Raw genomic sequence first — 18,010 nt, 5'->3', positions numbered from 1 at the left:
TCGGTCGTCATGGCGTCTCCCCCGGGTCTCACTGCGACTGGTCGAGGATCTGGAACAGCTCCTCCGCGCTCGCCGTCTCCAGGCTCACCGCGCCGTCGGTGCTGCCGAACTCGCCGAACCGGGAGGCCAGTTCGCGCAGCTTCCGGCCGACGGCGGCCCGCTCCGGCACCTCCGCGCCGAGGCTCCGCAGCACCTCCTCGAACCTGGCCAGCTCCTCCAGCGCGCTCGCGGCCGGGGCGGCGGGCGCCGGGGCCAGCGAGTCCCGGAGGAAGAGCGCCAGGTCCAGCGGCGTGGGGTGGTCGAAGATCAGCGTCGCCGGCAGCCGCAGCCCGGTGGCCAGGGCCAGCCGGTTGCGCAGCTCGACCCCGGTGAGCGAGTCCATGCCGACCTTCAGGAAGCCCCGCTCGGCGCCGACCGAACTCGCCGAGTCGTGGCCCAGCACCGTGGCGGCCTGGGTGCGCACCAGGTCGAGCAGGGTCTCCAGCCGCTCCTTGTCGGAGAGGCCGGCCAGCCGCTGGGGCAGGTGCGGGTCCCGGGCCGCGGCCCCGCTCGCCCCAGGGGCCCCGGCCGTCGGGATCAGGCCGCGCAGCAGCGGGGGCAGCAGGCCCTGGGTCCGCAGGACGGCGGTGTCCAGGTTGATCGGGACGACCACGGCCGGGTCGCCGGCCAGGCCGGCGTCGAACAGGGCCAGGCCCTCCTCGGTGGTCATCGGCGTCATCCCGAGCCGGCGCACCCGGTTGACGTCCAGTTCGGTCAGGTTCCCGGTCATCCCGGTGGGCTGCGCCCACGGGCCCCACGCGAAGGAGACCGTGTCGAGCCCCTCCGCCCTGCGGGCCTGGGCGAAGGCGTCCAGGAAGGCGTTGGCCGCGGCGTAGTTCGCCTGGCCGGCGCCGCCGAAGGTGCCGGCCGCCGAGGAGAACAGGTGGAAGCCGGTGAGGCCGGTGCCTCGGGTCAGTTCGGCCAGGTGCAGCGCGCCGCCGACCTTGGCGTGCAGGACCCGGTCGACCCGCTGCGGGTCGAGGGCGGCGAGCACGCCGTCGTCCAGTTCGCCGACCGCGTGCACGATGGTGCGCAGCGGGGCGCCCTGCGGGATGCCGGCCAGCAGGGCGGCCACCGCCGCGCGGTCGCCGACGTCGCAGGCCGCGATCTCGGCGCTCGCGCCCAGGCCGGCCAGTTCGGCGGTCAGTTCGGCGGCTCCCGGTGCCTGCGGTCCGCGCCGGCTGGTCAGCACCAGGTGCCGGACGCCGTGTTCGGTCACCAGGTGGCGGGCCAGCGCCTGGCCCAGGGTGCCGGTGCCGCCGGTGATCAGCACCGTGCCGTCGGGGTCGAAGGCCGGGGCGTCCCGCTCGGCGGGGACGGCCAGGCGGGCGAGGCGCGGGACGCGGACGGTGCCGGAGCGCAGCGCGGCCTGGGGCTCCTCGGTGCCCAGCGCGGCGAGCAGCGCGGCGGCGGTGCCGTCGTGCCCGTCCTCGTCGACCAGGACGAACCGGCCGGGGTGCTCGGACTGGGCGGACCTCAGCAGGCCCCAGGCCGCGGCGGCGGCGAGGTCGCCGGGGGTCTCGTCCGGTCCGGCCGCGACGGCGCCCCGGGTGACCAGCACGAGGCGGGAGGAGCCGAAGGCGTCCTCGGCGAGCCACTGCTGGGCCAGGGCCAGCGCGGTGTGGGTGGCGGTGCGGACCGCCTCGGCCGGGTCGCCGTCGGCGGTGCCGGGCGGCGTCATCAGGACGGTCGCCGACTCCTGGCCCTCGGGGAAGGCCGCCGCCAGCGCGGCGAGGTCCGGGTGGTGCTCGACCGCGGCCCCGGCGGCGGCGAGCCGGCCGGCCAGGCCGGTCGGGTCGTCGCCGGCCAGCAGCAGCGGGCCCGCCCAGGGCTCCCCGGGCGGTTCGGCCCCGGTCCACTCGACCCGGAACAGCGACTGCCCGGTCGCCGGGGCGGCGCCGAGGCCGTCCGGCACCGGCCGGGAGACCAGCGCCTCGATCGAGGCGACGGGCAGTCCGGTGCCGTCCGCGGTCTGCAGGGTGAAGCCGTCGGTCTCGGCGAAGGCGAGGCGCACCCGCAGCGAGGTGACGCCCCGCTGGTGGCAGCCGACGCCGCGCCAGGCGAACGGCAGCTCGGCCCTGGTCGGCGCGCCGTGCTCGGAGTCGCGCAGCGCCCGCAGCATCCCGATGCCGTGCAGGGCCGCGTCGAGCAGGGCCGGGTGCACGCCGTAGCGCTCGCCGTCCGTGCCCGCCTCCGGCAGGGTCACCTCGGCGAAGACCTCGCCGCCGTGGTGCCAGGCCGCGCGCATGCCCTGGAAGGCCGGCCCGTACGCGTAGCCGCGTGCGGCCAGGTCCTCGTAGAAGCCGCCGAGGTCGATCTCGACGGCGTCCCGCGGCGGCCACTGCGCGAGGTCGAAGCCGGGGGCGGGCGCCTCCGGTGCCAGGGTGGCGGTGGCGTGCCGGGTCCAGCCGTCCGTGCCGGCGGCGGCGCTGCCGTCCTCCGGTCGCGAGTAGACGCTCAGCATCCGGCGGCCCTCGGCGTCCGGGCTCTGGACGACCGCCTGGAGGCGCACCGCGCCGTCCTCGGGCAGCACCAGCGGGGCCGCCAGGGTGAGTTCCTCGACGAAGCCGCAGCCGACCTGCTCGCCGGCCTGGACCGCGATCTCGACGAAGGCGGTGCCGGGCAGCAGCACGGTGCCGAGCACCGCGTGGTCGGCCAGCCAGGACTGGGACCTGAGGGAGAGCCGGCCGGTCAGCAGCACGGCGTCCAGCCCGGCCAGGTCGGCGGCGGCGCCGAGCAGCGGGTGCCCGGTGGCGCCCAGCCCCGCGGTGTCGGCCCCGCCGGCGCCGGGGGCGGAGGTGCCGAGCCAGTAGCGCTTGCTCTGGAAGGCGTAGGTGGGCAGGTCGACGGTGCGGGCGCCGAGGCCGTCGAGCAGCTTCGCCCAGTCGACGGCCAGGCCGCGCACATGGGCCTCCGCTGCGGAGGCCCACAGCCGGTCCAGGCCGCCCTGGTCGCGGCGCAGCGAGCCGACCACGGCGCCGCCGCCGATGACCGCGTCGTCCAGGTCGTCCAGGGTCTCCTGGATGCCGACGGTGTGCATCGGGTGCGGGCTGGCCTCGACGAAGTGCCGGTAGCCCTCGCTGGCGACGGCGCGCACGGCCTGCTCGAAGCCGACCGTGTTGCGCAGGTTGAGGTACCAGTAGCCGGCGTCCAGTTCGGCGGAGTCCATCCAGCGGCCGAGGGCGGTGGAGTAGAACGAGACCGCCGAGGAGCGCGGGGTGATCCCGGCGAGCGCCCCGACCAGCCGGTCCTCGACCTCCTCGATCTGGGCCGAGTGGGAGGCGAAGTCGACGGCGATCCGGCGGGCCCTGACCCCGTCGGCCTCGCAGGCGGCGAAGAACTCCTCCAGCGCCGCGGTCTCGCCCGAGACCACGGTGGAGGTCGGCCCGTTGACGGCGGCGACGGAGATCCGCCCCGCCCAGGGGGCGATCCGCTCCTCGGTGCGGGCCGCGGTCAGCAGGACCGAGACCATGCCGCCCTTGCCGGACAGCCCGGTGAGCACCCGGCCGCGCACGGCCACCACCCGGGCGGCGTCCTCCAGCGACAGCGCGCCGATCACGCAGGCGGCCGCGATCTCGCCCTGCGAGTGGCCGATCACCGCGTCCGGTTCGACGCCCCAGGAGCGCCAGACCGCGGCGAGCGAGACCATCATCGCCCACAGGGCGGGCTGCACCACGTCCACCCGCTCCAGCGGGGCCGCTCCCTCGACGCCGCGCACCACGTCCACCAGGGACCAGTCGGTGTACGGGGCGAGCGCCTCGTCGCAGGCGGCGATGCGCTCGGCGAACACCTCGGAGGAGTCCATCAGGGCGGCGGCCATGCCGGCCCACTGGGCGCCCTGGCCGGCGAAGACGAACACGGTGCGGCCGTCCACGGCGGAGCCGGTCAGGGCGTCCTCCGGGGTCCGGCCGGCGGCCAGGGCGGCGAGGCCGTCGCGCAGGTCGGCCCGGTCGGCGGCGAGCAGGACGGCCCGCTCGTGGAACGGCGTGCGGGTGGTGGCCAGCGAGTAGGCGAGGTCGCCGAGGTCCGTCCCCGGTCCCTCGTCGAGGTGGGCCAGCAGCCGCCCGGCCTGCTCGCGCAGGGCCTGCGGGCCGCGCGCGGAGAGCACGAAGGGCAGCGGCCCGGCCGTACGGGCCTCGCGCGGCTCGTCCTCGGGCTCGGGGGCCTGCTCCAGGACGGCGTGGGCGTTCGTCCCGGTCCCGCCGAAGGAGGAGACGCCGGCCCGGCGCGGGCCCTCGGTGCTCGGCCAGGGCCGGGCCTCGGTCAGCAGCTCGACCCGGCCCGCGCTCCAGTCGACGTGCGGGGTCGGCTCCTCGGCGAACAGGGTCGGCGGCAGGACGCCGGCGCGCAGCGCCATCACGGTCTTGATCACCCCGGCGACGCCGGAGACGGACTGGGTGTGGCCGATGTTGGACTTCAGCGAGCCGAGCCAGACCGGCCGGTCCTCCGGGCGGTCCTGGCCGTACGTCGCGATCACGGCCTGCGCCTCGATCGGGTCGCCGAGCATGGTGCCGGTGCCGTGCGCCTCGACCAGGTCGATCTCGGTCGGGGCGGCGCCGGCGACCGCCAGGGCCTGGCGGATCACCCGCTGCTGGGACGGCCCGTTGGGCGCGGTCAGGCCGTTGGAGGCGCCGTCCTGGTTGGTCGCGGACCCGGTGTACAGGGCGAGCACCGGGTGCCCGTTGCGGCGGGCGTGCGAGAGCCGCTCCAGGACGACCACGCCGACGCCCTCGCCCCAGTTGGTGCCGTCGGCGGAGGCGGCGAACGCCTTGCACCGGCCGTCCGGGGCCAGGCCTCGCTGGCGGCTGAACTCGGTGAAGGAGACCGGGGTGGGCAGTACGGTCACGCCGCCGGCCAGGGCGAGGGTGCACTCGCCGTTGCGCAGCGCCTGCCAGGCGAGGTGCAGGGCGACCATCGAGGAGGAGCAGGCCGTGTCGACGGTGACCGCGGGGCCCTCCAGGCCGAGCGTGTACGCGAGCCGCCCGGACACCGCTGCGGTGCCCGTCCCGGCCAGGAAGAAGCCCTCCGTGGCGGAGATGCCGGCCTGGGCGTCCACGCCGTAGCCCTGGAAGGAGGTGCCGACGAAGACGCCCGCCTTGGCGCCGACGATCGTCTCCGGGTTGATCCTGGCCCGCTCCAGCGCCTCCCAGCCGGCCTCCAGCAGCAGGCGCTGCTGGGGGTCGAGGGTGATCGCCTCGCGCGGGCTGATGCCGAAGAACTCGGCGTCGAAGTCGCCGGCGCCGTCCAGGAAGCCGCCCTCGCGGACGTAGGAGGTGCCGGACCGGTCCGGGTCGGGGTGGTAGAGCGCGTCGAGGTCCCAGCCGCGGTCGGCGGGGAACGGGGTGATCGCGTCCTGCCCGGTCAGGACCAGCTGCCACAGGTCCTCGGGCGAGCGGACGCCGCCGGGGAAGCGGCAGCCCATGCCGACGATGGCGATCGGGTCGTCGTCCGCCGGGGGGCCGTCCTGCGCCGCCACGGGGGCGGCGGCGGCCGGGGTGCCGAGCAGCTGCGCGGCCAGGTGGTCGGCGACGGCGGCCGGCGTCGGGTGGTCGAACACCATGGTGGCCGACAGCCGCAGCCCGGTGGCGGTGCGCAGCCGGTTGCGGACCTCGACCGCCATGATCGAGTCCAGGCCGACCTCGCGGAACGCCCGGGTGGGCTCGACGTCCCCGGGCCCGGGGTAGCCGAGCACGGCGGCGGTGTGGGTGCGGACCAGGTCGAGGATGACCCGGCCGCGCTCGCCCTGCGGCAGGGCGGCCAGGCTCCGGGCGAACTCGCCCTCCGCCGCGGGGCCGTCGCCGTCGGGGCCCGCGTCGGCGAGCGCCTCGGCCGCCTCGGGTACCTCCTCGATCAGCGGCCGCTCGCGGGCGGCGGCGTAGGCCGGGGCGAAGGCCGCCCAGTCGATGTCGGCGACGGTCAGCAGGGTCTCGTCGTCGGCCAGTGCCTGGCCGAGCGCGGTGACGGCGAGCTGCGGGTCCATCGGGGCGAGGCCGCGCCGGCCGAGGGCGGCCACGGCCTCGTCGGTGGCCATGCCGCCGCCGGACCAGCCGCCCCAGGCGACCGAGGTGGCGCGCTGTCCGAGCGAGCGCCGGTGCTGGGCGAGCGCGTCCAGCCGGGCGTTGGCGGCCGCGTAGGCGGCCTGTCCGGCGCCGCCCCAGACGGCCGCGCCGGAGGAGAACAGGACGAACGCCTCCAGCCCCTCCCCGGCGAGTTCGTGCAGGTGGACGGCGCCGGCGACCTTGGCGTCCAGGGTGGCGGCCAGTTCGGCGGCGTCGGTGTCCAGGACGGGGGTGCTCTGGGCGACGCCGGCCGCGTGGACGACCGCGGTCAGCTCGGGCAGCCCGTCCAGCAGGGCGGCGACGGCCGTCCGGTCGGCGACGTCCACGGCCTCGATCCTGACCTCGGCGCCGAGCCCGGTGAGCTCCTCGGCGAGCGCCGCCGCGCCGGGGGCGGCCGGTCCGCGCCGGCCGGCCAGTACCAGCCGTTCGACGCCGGCCCCGGCCAGCCAGCGGGCCACGTGGCCGCCGATCGCGCCGGTCCCGCCGGTGATCAGCACGGTGCCGTGCGGCTGCCAGGCGTCCGGGTGCGGGGCGTCCTCACGCGGGGCCCTGACCATCCGGCGGCCGAACAGTCCGGCGGCGCGCAGCGCCACCTGGTCCTCAGCGGTGCGGCCCTCGGCGACGGCGGCCAGCCGGGCCGCGGCGCGCTCGTCCAGCTCGGCGGGGAGGTCGAGCAGGCCGATCCGGCGGCCGGACAGTTCCAGCCCGGCGGTCAGGCCGAGGCCCCAGGCGCCGGCCTGCTCGGGGCGGGTCAGCGGGTCGGCGGCGCCGACCGAGACCGCGCCCCTGGTGACGAGCCAGAGCGGGGCGGCGACGCCGGCCGCCTCGACGGCCTGCACCAGGGGCAGGGTGCGGGCCAGGCCGCGGGAGAGCACCGGGTGGTCCGGGTGGGTCTCCTCGTCCAGGGCCAGCAGGGACAGCACGCCGCTCGGCCCGTCCGGCCCGGCCTCGGCGGCCAGTTCGGCGATCCGCCCGGTGAGGCCGGTGCCCGAGGGGTCGTCGGCGGCGGGCGGGACGGTCACCACGTGGGCGCCGTGCTCGCTCAGCGCCCGTGCGCAGAACGCGGCGGCCTCGTCGTCCGCCCCGTCCTGGGTGACCAGCAGCCAGGTGCCGGAGAGCGCGGCCCCCTCGGCGCGGGCGAGCCGGCGCCAGCGCAGCCGGTAGCGCCAGTTGTCGATGGTCGAGCCGTCCCTGCGGCGGGCCCGCCAGGAGGAGAGCACCGGCAGCGCGGGCGCGGCGGCGGCCAGCGCGGCGCGGCCGGCCGGGTCGTCCACGCCGAGCGCCTCGGCCAGCCCGGCCGGGTCGGCCTCGGAGACCGCCGCCCAGAACCGCTCCTCGGCCGGGTCGCGCAGGGCGTCCGCGGCCGCGCCGGCCGCCGACGGGAGGTCGAGCCAGTAGCGCTGCCGCTGGAAGGCGTAGGTGGGCAGCTCGACGGGGGTGGCCGGGAGTCCGCCGAGGACCGGGGACCAGTCCGGGCGGGCGCCGTGGACGTGCGCCTCGGCGAGCGAGCGCAGGAACTTCGCCGGGCCGCCCTCGTCGCGGCGCAGCGTGCCGACCACGGTCACGTCGCCGGTGCCGGGCAGTTCCTCGGCCGCCTCCTGGACGCCGGGGCCCAGCACCGGGTGCGGGCTGGACTCGACGAAGGTGCGGTAGCCGTCGTCCAGCAGGGAGCGGACGGCGTGGGCGAACCGGACCGGCTCGCGCATGTTGCGGTACCAGTAGGCGGTGCCCAGCCCGGCGGGGTCGAGTGCGCCGCCGGTCACCGTGGAGTAGAAGGCGGTGGTGGCGGGCCGCGGCTCGATGCCGGCCAGGGCCTCCAGCACCGCCTCGCGCAGCGGCTCGACCTGCGGTGAGTGGCCGGCGCCGTTGACCCGGACCTTGCGCACCCGGACGTCCTCGGCGGCCAGCGCCTCGACGAAGGCGTCCACCGGCTCCGGGGGGCCGGCCACGACGGTCGAGCGCGGGCCGTTGACGGCGGCGATGTGCAGCTCGCCGGGCCGGTCCGCGATCCGGGCGGCCACGTCGTCCTCGGGCAGCGCGACCGAGGCCATCGCGCCCTGTCCGGCGAGCGACAGCAGCAGCTTGCTGCGCAGCGCGACGATCCGCATCGCGTCGTCCAGCGTGAGCGCGCCCGCGACGTGGGCCGCCGCGATCTCGCCCTGGGAGTGCCCCACCACGGCGGCGGGGGTGATGCCGTGCGAGCGCCAGAGCGCCGCCAGCGACACCATCATGGTGAACAGCGTCGGCTGGACGACGTCCAGCCGCTCGATCGGCGGGGCGTCCTCGGCGCCGCGCAGCACGGCCTCCACCGACCAGTCGGCGTACCGCGCCAGTGCCTCGTCGCAGGCGCGGACGGAGTCGCGGAAGACCGCGGAGGAGTCCAGCAGTCCGGCGGCCATGCCGGCCCACTGGGTGCCCTGGCCGGGGAAGACGAACACGGTGCGGCCGCCGGCGGCGGCGGTCCCGCGCACCAGGCCCTCGGCCGTGCCGTCCTCGGCGAGCACCGTCAGCAGCTCGGCGAAGGACTCCCGGTCCTCGGCGAGCAGCACCGCGCGGTGGTCGAAGGACGAGCGCCCGGAGACCAGCGCGCCCGCGAGTTGATCGATCGTCAATTCCGGCCTGGTGTCCAGGTGTTCGCGCAGCCGGGCGGCCTGGGAGCGCAGCGCGGCACCGCCACGGGCGGACAGCAGCCACGGGGTGGGGGCTCCGGCCAGCGACGGCTCGGCCGGCCGGGCCTGGACCGCGGCCCGCTCCGGCGCCTCCTCCAGGATCACGTGGGCGTTGGTGCCGCTCATGCCGAACGAGGAGACGCCCGCCCGGCGGGGCCGGCCGTCGCGCTGCCACGGCCTCGCCTCGGTGAGCAGCCGCAGGGTGCCCGCCGACCAGTCCACGTGCGGGGTCGGCTCGTCGACGTGCAGGGTCGCGGGCAGCAGGTCGTACCGCATCGCCTGGACCATCTTGATCACCGCGGCGACGCCGCCCGCGGCCTGGGTGTGCCCGATGTTGGACTTCACCGAGCCGAGCCAGACCGGCCGTTCGGCGTCCCGGTCCCGGCCGTAGACCGCCTGGAGCGCCCGGGCCTCGATCGGGTCGCCCAGTTCGGTGCCGGTGCCGTGCGCCTCGATGGCGTCGACGTCCCCGGGGGTGAGCCCGGCGGCGCCCAGCGCCTGCCGGATCACCTTCTGCTGGGCCCGGCCGTTGGGCGCGGTCAGTCCGTTGCTGGCGCCGTCGTGGTTGACGGCGGTGCCGCGGACCAGGGCCAGCACCCGGTGGCCGTTGCGGCGGGCGTCGGAGAGCCGCTCGACCAGCAGCATGCCGGCGCCCTCGCCCCAGCCGGTGCCGTCGGCGGCGGCGGCGAAGGCCTTGCAGCGGCCGTCGGTGGAGACCGCGCCACCCTGGGTGCCCTCGACGAACATGGTCGGCACGACCATCAGGGTCACGCCGCCGACCAGGGCCAGCGAGCAGTCGCCGCGCCCGAGCGCCTCGCCCGCCATGTGCAGCGCCACCAGCGAGGAGGAGCAGGCGGTGTCGACGGACAGCGCCGGGCCCTCCAGGCCGAGGGTGTACGCGACCCGGCCGGAGGTGACGGAGGCGGCGGTGCCGAGCATCAGGTGCGGGCCGATGCCCTCGGGCACCTCGGTGACGCCGACGCTGTAGCCGGTGGTCGCGTTGCCGACGAAGACGCCGGTCGGGCTGCCGTGCAGCGCGACCGGGTCGATCCCGGCGCTCTCGATCGCCTCCCAGGCCGTCTCCAGCAGCAGCCGCTGCTGCGGGTCCATGGCCAGCGCCTCGCGCGGGCTGATGCCGAAGAAGCCGGGGTCGAAGTCGGCCATGCCCTCGACGAAGCCGCCGTCGAGGCCGTCGGCGAAGCCCTCGGGGAGGGCGCTCAGGTCCCAGCCGCGGTCGGCGGGCACCGGGATCATCGCGTCCACGCCCTGGCTGACGATCCGCCACAGGGCCTCGGGGGTGTCGGCGCCGCCGGGCAGCCGGCAGCTCATGCCGATGATCGCCAGCGGGTCCCCGGCCGTGCCGGGGCCGGCCGCCGAGGCCGGGGTGGGCGGGGCGGCCTCGGGCTCGGCCTCGCCGAGCAGTTCGCGGCCCAGTTCCTCGGCGACCAGCACCGGGGTCGGGTTGTCGAAGACCAGGGTGGCGGACAGCCGCAGTCCGGTGACGGCGGAGAGCCGGTTGCGCAGCTCGACCGCGGTCAGCGAGTCGACGCCCAGCTCCTTGAACGCCCGGTTCGGGTCGACCAGTTCGGGCCCGGCGAAGCCGAGCACGGCGGCCGCCTGGGCGCGCACCTGGTCCAGCAGCAGCCGCGCCCGGTCGTCGGCGCCGAGGCCGGCCAGCCGGCGGCCGAGGGTCGAGCCGGCGGCGGCCGGGTCGGCGCCGGAGACGCGCCGGGTGCCGCCGCGGACCAGGTCGCGCAGGATCGGCGGCAGCGCGCCCGCGGCCGCGGCCAGCACGCCCTGGTTCACTTCGGTGGGGACCAGCGCCGGGTGGGGCAGGGCGAGCGCCGCGTCCAGCGCGGCGAGGCCGCGCTCCGGGCTGAGCGGCGGGAAGGCGGAGCCGCCGATCCGCTCGCGCTCGGCCTCGGTGAGCCGGCTGGTCATGCCGGCGGTGTCCTGCCAGGCGCCCCAGGCCAGCGACAGGGCGGGCAGCCCGGCGGCGCGGCGGCGGTGGGCGAGGGCGTCCAGGTAGGCGTTGGCGGCGGCGTAGCCGGCCTGTCCGGCGCTGCCGACGGTGCCGGCGGCGGAGGAGAAGAGCACGAAGGCGGCCAGGTCGGCGTGCCGGGTCAGCTCGTCCAGGTGCGCGGCGGTGTCCGCCTTGGCGCGCAGCACGGCGGCGGCGCGCTGCGGGGTCAGTCCGGTGACGACGGCGTCGTCCACCACGCCGGCCAGGTGGAACACCGCGGTCAGCGGGCGGGTGAGGCCGGCCAGCACCTCCGCGAGCGCGGCCCGGTCGGCGGCGTCGCAGGCGATCACCTCGGCCCGGGCGCCGTACCCGGCCAGCGTCCCGGTGAGGGCGGCGGCGCCCTCGGCGGCCGGGCCGCCGCGGCTGAGCAGGGTGAGGTGGCGGACGCCGTGGGCGGTCACCAGGTGCTCGGCGAGCATCCGGCCGAGGCCGCCGGTGCCGCCGGTGACCAGCACCGTGCCGTCCGGGTCGAGGGGGCGCGACACGGTGAGGACGACCTTGCCGATCTGGCGGGCCTGGCTGAGCCGGCGGAACGCCTCGGGGGCGGTGCGCAGGTCCCAGGCGCGCAGCGGCGGCAGCCGCAGTTCGCCGCTCCTGAACAGTTCCAGCAGGGCGGCGAGGATCTCGCCGATCCGCTCGGGCCCGGCCTCGATCAGGTCGAAGGCCTGGTAGCGGACGCCGGGGTGGCGGGCGGCGACCTCGTCGGCGTCGCGGATGTCGGTCTTGCCCATCTCCAGGAAGCGGCCGCCGCGCGGCAGCAGGTCGAGCGAGGCGTCGACGAACTCCCCGGCCAGCGCGTCCAGCACCACGTCCATGCCGCGGCCGTCGGTGGCCTCGGCGAAGGCGCGGGCGAAGCCGGTGTCCCGGGAGTTGGCGATCCGGTCGGCGGCGACGCCCAGGGCGCGCACCGCCTTCCACTTGGCGGGGCTGGCGGTGCCGAAGACCTCGGCGCCCAGGTGCCGGGCGACCTGCACGGCGGCGGTGCCGACGCCGCCCGCGGCGGCGTGGATCAGCACCGACTCGCCGGCCCGCAGCCCGGCCAGGTCGACCAGGCCGTAGTAGGCGGTGGCGTAGGCGATCGGGACGGCCGCCGCCTCGGCGAACGTCCAGTCCTCGGGCATCGGCGCGAGCAGCCGGTGGTCGGTGACGGCGACGGGGCCGAAGGAGGCCGGGCAGATCCCGAACACCCGGTCGCCGGGTTCGAGTCCGGCGACCTCGGGGCCGACCTCCAGCACCACGCCGGCCGCCTCGCCGCCGAGCACGACCTCGCCCGGGTACATGCCGAGGGCGCCGAGGACGTCGCGGAAGTTCAGGCCCGCCGCGCGGACGCCGAGGCGCACGGCGCCGGCGGGCAGCGGGGCGGCCGGGTCGACCGGCAGCAGTTCGAGCGCCTCCAGGGTGCCGGGGGCACGGGTGTCCAGCCGCCAGGCCGCGGCGCCGGCCGGGGCCGGCAGTGCGGCGGGCCCGGCGGCGCGGACCAGCCGGGCGGCGATCAGTTCGCCGTCCCGCAGGGCCAGTTGGGGTTCACCGAACGCGACGGAGACGGCGACGGCCTCGGCCAGCAGCTCGCCCAGCATTTCGGCCGGCACCGGTGCGTCGGCGGGGACGTCCAGCAGGACGAAGCGGTCGGGGTGCTCGGTCTGCGCGGTGCGCACCAGGCCCCAGGCGGCCGCGCCGGCCGGGTCGGCGACCGGGTCGCCGGGGGCGGCGGCGACCGCGTCGCGGGAGAGCACCACCAGGCGGGCGTAGCCGAACCGGTCGTCGGCCAGCCAGTCCTGGAGCACGGTCAGCACCCGGGTGACGGCCTCCTGCGCGGAGCCGCCCCCACAGGGCAGCGCCACGATGCCGGGCACCCGGCCGTCCTCGTCGACGGCCGTGGCCAGGGCGTCCCCGGCCTCCAGCACCACGAGGCCGGCCGGCAGGGCGACCTCGCCGTCACCGGTCGGGCGCCGCCAGTCCACCCGGTACAGCCCGGGCACGTCGGCGGACGGCCCGGTGGGCGTGGCCGGGCGCAGCACCAGGCGCTCGACGGTGACGACCGGCCGGCCGTCGGCGTCCCAGGCGGCCAGGGAGAGCGCGTCCTCGCCCAGCGGGGTGATCCTGGCCCGGACGGCGGGCGCGCCCGAGGCGCGCAGCGCCACCCCGGTCCAGGAGAACGGCAGCCCCGCGGTGAGCGCGGTGGCGCCGGCTCCCCCGGCGGCCGGCCGACGGGCCGCGAGCGCGTGCAGGACGGCGTCCAGCAGCGCCGGGTGCAGGCCGTAGCGGCGGGCGTCCTCGGGATCGCCGGCCGCGGCCTCAACCAGGATCGCGTCACCGTGCCGCCAGGCGCCGGTCAGGCCGCGGAAGGCCGGGCCGTACGCCAGGCCGGCCGTGTCCAGCAGTTCGTAGAGCGCGTCCGGGTCGGCCGCGACGGCGTCGGCGGGCAGCCACGGCTCGGGGGCGGACTCGGCCGCCGCGCCCTCGTCGGTGGGGGCGAGCACGCCGGTGGCGTGCCGGGTCCAGGGCCGGTCCTGCCAGCCGTCGTCGGCCCGCTCCTCGGGGCGGGCGTGCACCGTGACGGTGCGGCGTCCGCCGTGGTCGGCGGCGCCGACCGCCACCTGGACCTGCACCGCGCCGCGCTCGGGGAGCGCCAGCGGGGCCTCCAGGACGAGCTCGTCGAGGTCGCCGCAGCCGACCTGGTCGCCCGCGTGGACGGCGAGTTCGACGAAGGCGGTGCCGGGTACGAGGACCCGGCCGTGCACCCGGTGGTCGGCCAGCCACGGGTGGGAGTCGGCGGACAGCCGGGCGGTGAACAGCAGTTCGTCCCCGCCGGCCAGCGAGATCCCGGCGCCGATCAGCGGGTGGCCGGTGGCGCTCAGCCCGGCCGCCGCCACGTCGCCGCGCCAGGAGGCGGTGTTCGGCCAGTACGGCGCGGTCTCGAAGGCGTAGGTCGGCAGGTCCAGCAGCCGGCCGCCGCCGAACAGGGCGGCCCAGTCGAGCGCGACGCCGTGCGCGTACAGGCCGGCCAGCGCGGTGGTGGCGCTCTGCGGCTCGGGCCGGTCGCGGCGCAGCAGCGGGGCCAGGAAGACGCCGTCCCCGCGGTGCGCGAGGCTCTCCCGCGCCATGGCGCTGAGCACGCCGTCGGGCCCGAGTTCGAGGTAGCGGGTGACGCCCTGCGCGTCGAGGTGCAGGACGCCGTCGGCGAACCTGACGGCCTCGCGGACCTGCCGGGCCCAGTACTCGGGGTCGGCGAGCTGCTCGGCGGTGGCGGTCCCGCCGGTGAGGTCGGAGACCACCGGGACGGCCGGCGGCCGGAAGGCGAGCCCCGCGACGACCTCGCGGAACTCCGCCAGCATGCCGTCCATGTGCGGCGAGTGGAAGGCGTGTGAGACGCGCAACTCCCGGGTGCGCAGGCCGCGTTCGCGCCAGGTGTCGGCGAGTGCCAGCACCGCCTCGCGGTCCCCGGAGACGACCACCGAGGCCGGTCCGTTGACGGCGGCGACGGCGACCAGCGCCTCCAGGCCGGCCAGGTCCTCGCGGACCCGCGCCTCGTCCGCCTCGACGGCGAGCATCGCGCCGCCCGCGGGCATCGCCTGCATCAGCCGGCCGCGCGCGGCGACCAGGGCGCAGGCGTCGTCCAGCGAGAGCACCCCGGCGGCGTGCGCGGCGGCCACCTCGCCGACCGAGTGGCCGAGCAGGTAGTCGGGGGCCGCGCCGAGGGAGGTCACCAGCCGGAACAGCGCCACCTCGACGGCGAACAGCGCGGCCTGGGTGTACGCGGTCTCGTCGAGCAGTGCGGCGGTCGCGGTGCCGGGCTCGGCGTCGAGCACGGCGCGCAGCGGCGGGTCGAAGTGCGGGTCGAGCCGCTCGCACACCTCGGCCAGGGCCTCGGCGAACACGGGCTGGGCGGCGGCCAGTCCGGCGCCCATCCGGGCGCGCTGGGCGCCCTGGCCGGTGAACAGGAAGGCCAGCTTGCCGCTCTTGCGGGCGGCGCCGCGCACCACCCGGCCGCTCTCGGTGCCGTCCTCCAGGGCGGCGAGGCCGGCCAGCAGGTCGGCGCGGTCGGCGGCGACCACCACCGCGCGGTGGCTCAGCCCGGCGCGGGTGACGGCCAGCGAGTGGCCGAGGTCGGCCGGGTGCAGCGCCGGGTCGGCGGCCAGCAGGGCGCGCAGCCGCGCGGCCTGGCCGCGCAGCGCGGAGTCGGTCCTGGCGCCGAGGACGAACGGGAGTTCACCGGTGGCCGGGCTGGACTCGGGCTCCGCCTCGGGCTCGCCGGCCTCCTCCAGGATGATGTGGGCGTTGGTGCCGCTGATGCCGAAGGAGGAGACGCCGGCGCGGCGGGGCTCGGCGCCCCGCGGCCAGGGCCGGGCCTCGGTGAGCAGTTCCACCGCGCCCGCCGACCAGTCGACGTGCGGGGTCGGCTCGTCCACGTGCAGGGTGGCCGGCAGCACGCCGTGGCGCAGCGCCATCACGGCCTTGATCACACTGGCCACGCCGGCCGCGGCCTGGGTGTGCCCGATGTTGGACTTGACCGAGCCGAGCCACAGCGGCCGGCCTTCGGGGCGGCCCTGGCCGTAGGTGGCCAGCAGCGCCTGGGCCTCGATCGGGTCGCCCAGTTCGGTGCCGGTGCCGTGCGCCTCGACCAGGTCCACGTCCCCGGTGGACAGCTTGGCACTGGCCAGCGCCTGGAGGATGACGCGCTGCTGGGACGGGCCGTTGGGGGCGGTCAGCCCGTTGGAGGCGCCGTCCTGGTTGGCCGCCGAGCCGCGCACCACGGCGAGCACCGGGTGCCCGAGCCGGCGGGCCTCGGAGAGCCGCTCGACCAGGAGCACGCCGACGCCCTCGGACCAGCCGGTGCCGTCGGCCGCGGCGGCGAAGGACTTGCAGCGGCCGTCCCCGGCCAGTCCGCGCTGCTTGCTGAACTCGGTGAACACGCCGGGGGTGGCCATCACGGTGACGCCGGCGACCAGCGCCAGCGAGCACTCGCCCTGGCGGACCGAGCGGGCGGCCAGGTGGAGCGCGACCAGCGAGGAGGAGCAGGCGGTGTCCACCGTGATCGCGGGGCCCTCCAGGCCCATCGCGTAGGAGACCCGGCCCGAGATGACGGCGCTGGCGCCGCCGGTGAGCAGGTAGCCCTCGCCGCCCTCGTTCGGCGCCCCGACGACCAGCGCGCTGTACTTCTGGTCGCCGGCGCCGACGAACACGCCGGTGTCGCCGCCGCGCAGCGAGGTGGGGTCGAGGCGGGCCCGCTCGACGGCCTCCCAGCACGCCTGGAGCAGCAACCGCTGCTGCGGGTCCATCGCCAGCGCCTCGCGCGGCGAGATGTCGAAGAACCCGGGGTCGAACCCGGTGGCGTCGGCGACGAATCCGCCCTCGCGCACATAGCTGGTCGCGGCCCGGTCGGGGTCGTCGTCGAAGAGGTGGTCCAGGGCCCAGCCGCGGTCCTCGGGGAACGGGCCGATGGCGTCGGCGCCGTCGGCCACCAGTTGCCAGAGGTCCTCCGGGGAACGGACACCGCCGGGGAACCGGCAGCTCATCCCGATGATCGCCAGCGGCTCGGAGTCCGCCGCCTCGAAATCGGCCAGGCGTTGCCTGGTCCGGTGCAGATCGGCGGTGACCCGCTTCAGATAATCGCGAAGCGTATCCTTATCAACCATCTGGTGAAACCCTCTTCCACGGATGGCACGACGAATAGACGGAAATGACCGGCCGGCCCGTTCACGGGAATTCTCTGGACTTTCGCCGCCACTTGCACCAGCCGTCCGAATCGCCGGTCCGCCCGACGCAGGCTAACCGTGGCCGCGCACCGCCAACTACCCCTAGCCTTCGGGATTCCCCCTTAACCAGTGCGGCCCGCGGCAGGATAGGGGTTGACCCCTCATGGGCCTCCGCCGAGTCTGGGGAAAAATATCCTCGGGATGATTGGCCGGGTCATGGTGGAGCGGCAAAGGGCCAGGGTTCTCTTCGACCTCAACGATCCGCTGCTCCATCGGAACAGATATGCCTACTACCGGCGGCTGCGCGAGACCGAGCCCATTCACCATTCGCCGTACGGATTCTGGACGCTCAGCCGCTACGACGACGTGGACGCGTTCCTGCGGGCCCCGCAGGCGTCCTCCGGCGTGAGCGAGGACCCGGCGTTCACGGAACAGCGCGGCGGCCCCGACAGCCCGGCGATGCGCAGCCTGCGCCGCTGGATGCTGGTCAAGCACGGCGACGAGCACCGCAAGCTGCGCCGGATCATCGCCAGGGCGGTGACCCCGCGCGCGGTGCAGCGCCTCGAACCGGAGATCCTGCGCATCGTCGACCGGCTGATCGACGACATGGGCGAGGGCGAGGTCGACCTGATCGAGCAGCTCGCCGCGCCCGTCCCGGTCGCGGTGATCTGCGGCCTGCTGGGCATCCCGGTCGAGGACGCCGACAAGTGCCTCAGGTGGACGAACGCGATCGCCAACATCATCGACCCGCTGATCACCCCGCGGATGCGGGACGCGATGAACCAGGCCGAGCCCGAGTTCAGCGCCTACATCAGGCACCAGATGGAGCTGCGCCGGGCCGAGCCCAGGGACGACGTGCTGACCATGCTGATGGCCAGGGACGAGGACGGCGAGGGGCTGGACGACGAGGACGTGATCGCCCAGGTGCTGCTGCTGTTCAACGCCGGGCACGAGACCACGATCAACGTCATCGGCAACAGCATGCACGCGCTGCTCACCAACCCCGACCAGCTGGAACTGCTGCGCGCCGAACCGGAGATGATGGGCGACTGCTTCGAGGAGCTGGCCCGCTACAACTCCACGGTGCAAATCATCATGCGGCAGCTGACCGACGACCTGACGGTCGCCGGGCAGGTGATCCCGGCCGGCGCCGCCGTGATGGCGCTCCTCGGCGCCGCCCACCGCGACCCGGCGAAGTTCCCCGACCCCGACCGGCTGGACCTGCGCCGCGAGGGCGTGAAGTCGCTCGCCTTCGGCTCCGGGCCGCACTACTGCATCGCCGCGATGCTCGGCAAGACCGAGGTCTGCATGACCATCACCGAACTGCTGCGCCGCTACCGGAGGATCGAGCTGGCGACCTCCGAGCTGGAGTGGCACACCCGGTTCAACTTCGTGCTCGGCCTCAGGCGCCTGCCGCTGAAGGTGTCCCACCGCTGACGGTGCGCCGCGGCGGCCGGGCCGGCCGCCGCGGGACCGGGAAGCCCGAACCGCCCGGGAGCGTCCGAGACGCTCCCGGGCGGTTTC

At 76.7% G+C, this 18,010-nt stretch carries 2 protein-coding genes; one reads left to right on the top strand and one right to left on the bottom strand.

Annotation, left to right across the window (positions count from 1 at the left end; translation table 11 throughout):
- Positions 1-28: 28 nt before the first annotated feature.
- Entirely contained in the window at positions 29-16,426 is a 16,398-nt protein-coding gene (locus ACZ7C5_RS27875) for a type I polyketide synthase (RefSeq protein ID WP_470323671.1), read from the bottom strand.
- Positions 16,427-16,702: 276 nt separating this feature from the next.
- Here ACZ7C5_RS27875 and ACZ7C5_RS27870 point away from each other — a divergent pair, with 276 nt between their 5' ends.
- Entirely contained in the window at positions 16,703-17,923 is a 1,221-nt protein-coding gene (locus ACZ7C5_RS27870) for a cytochrome P450 (protein ID WP_401085398.1), read from the top strand.
- Positions 17,924-18,010: the final 87 nt, after the last annotated feature.

The sequence above is a fragment of the Kitasatospora sp. NPDC036993 genome (genome assembly GCF_055607525.1).
The sequence above is the reverse complement of the archived record's forward strand: the minus strand, read 5'-3'. Positions and strand labels throughout refer to the sequence as shown.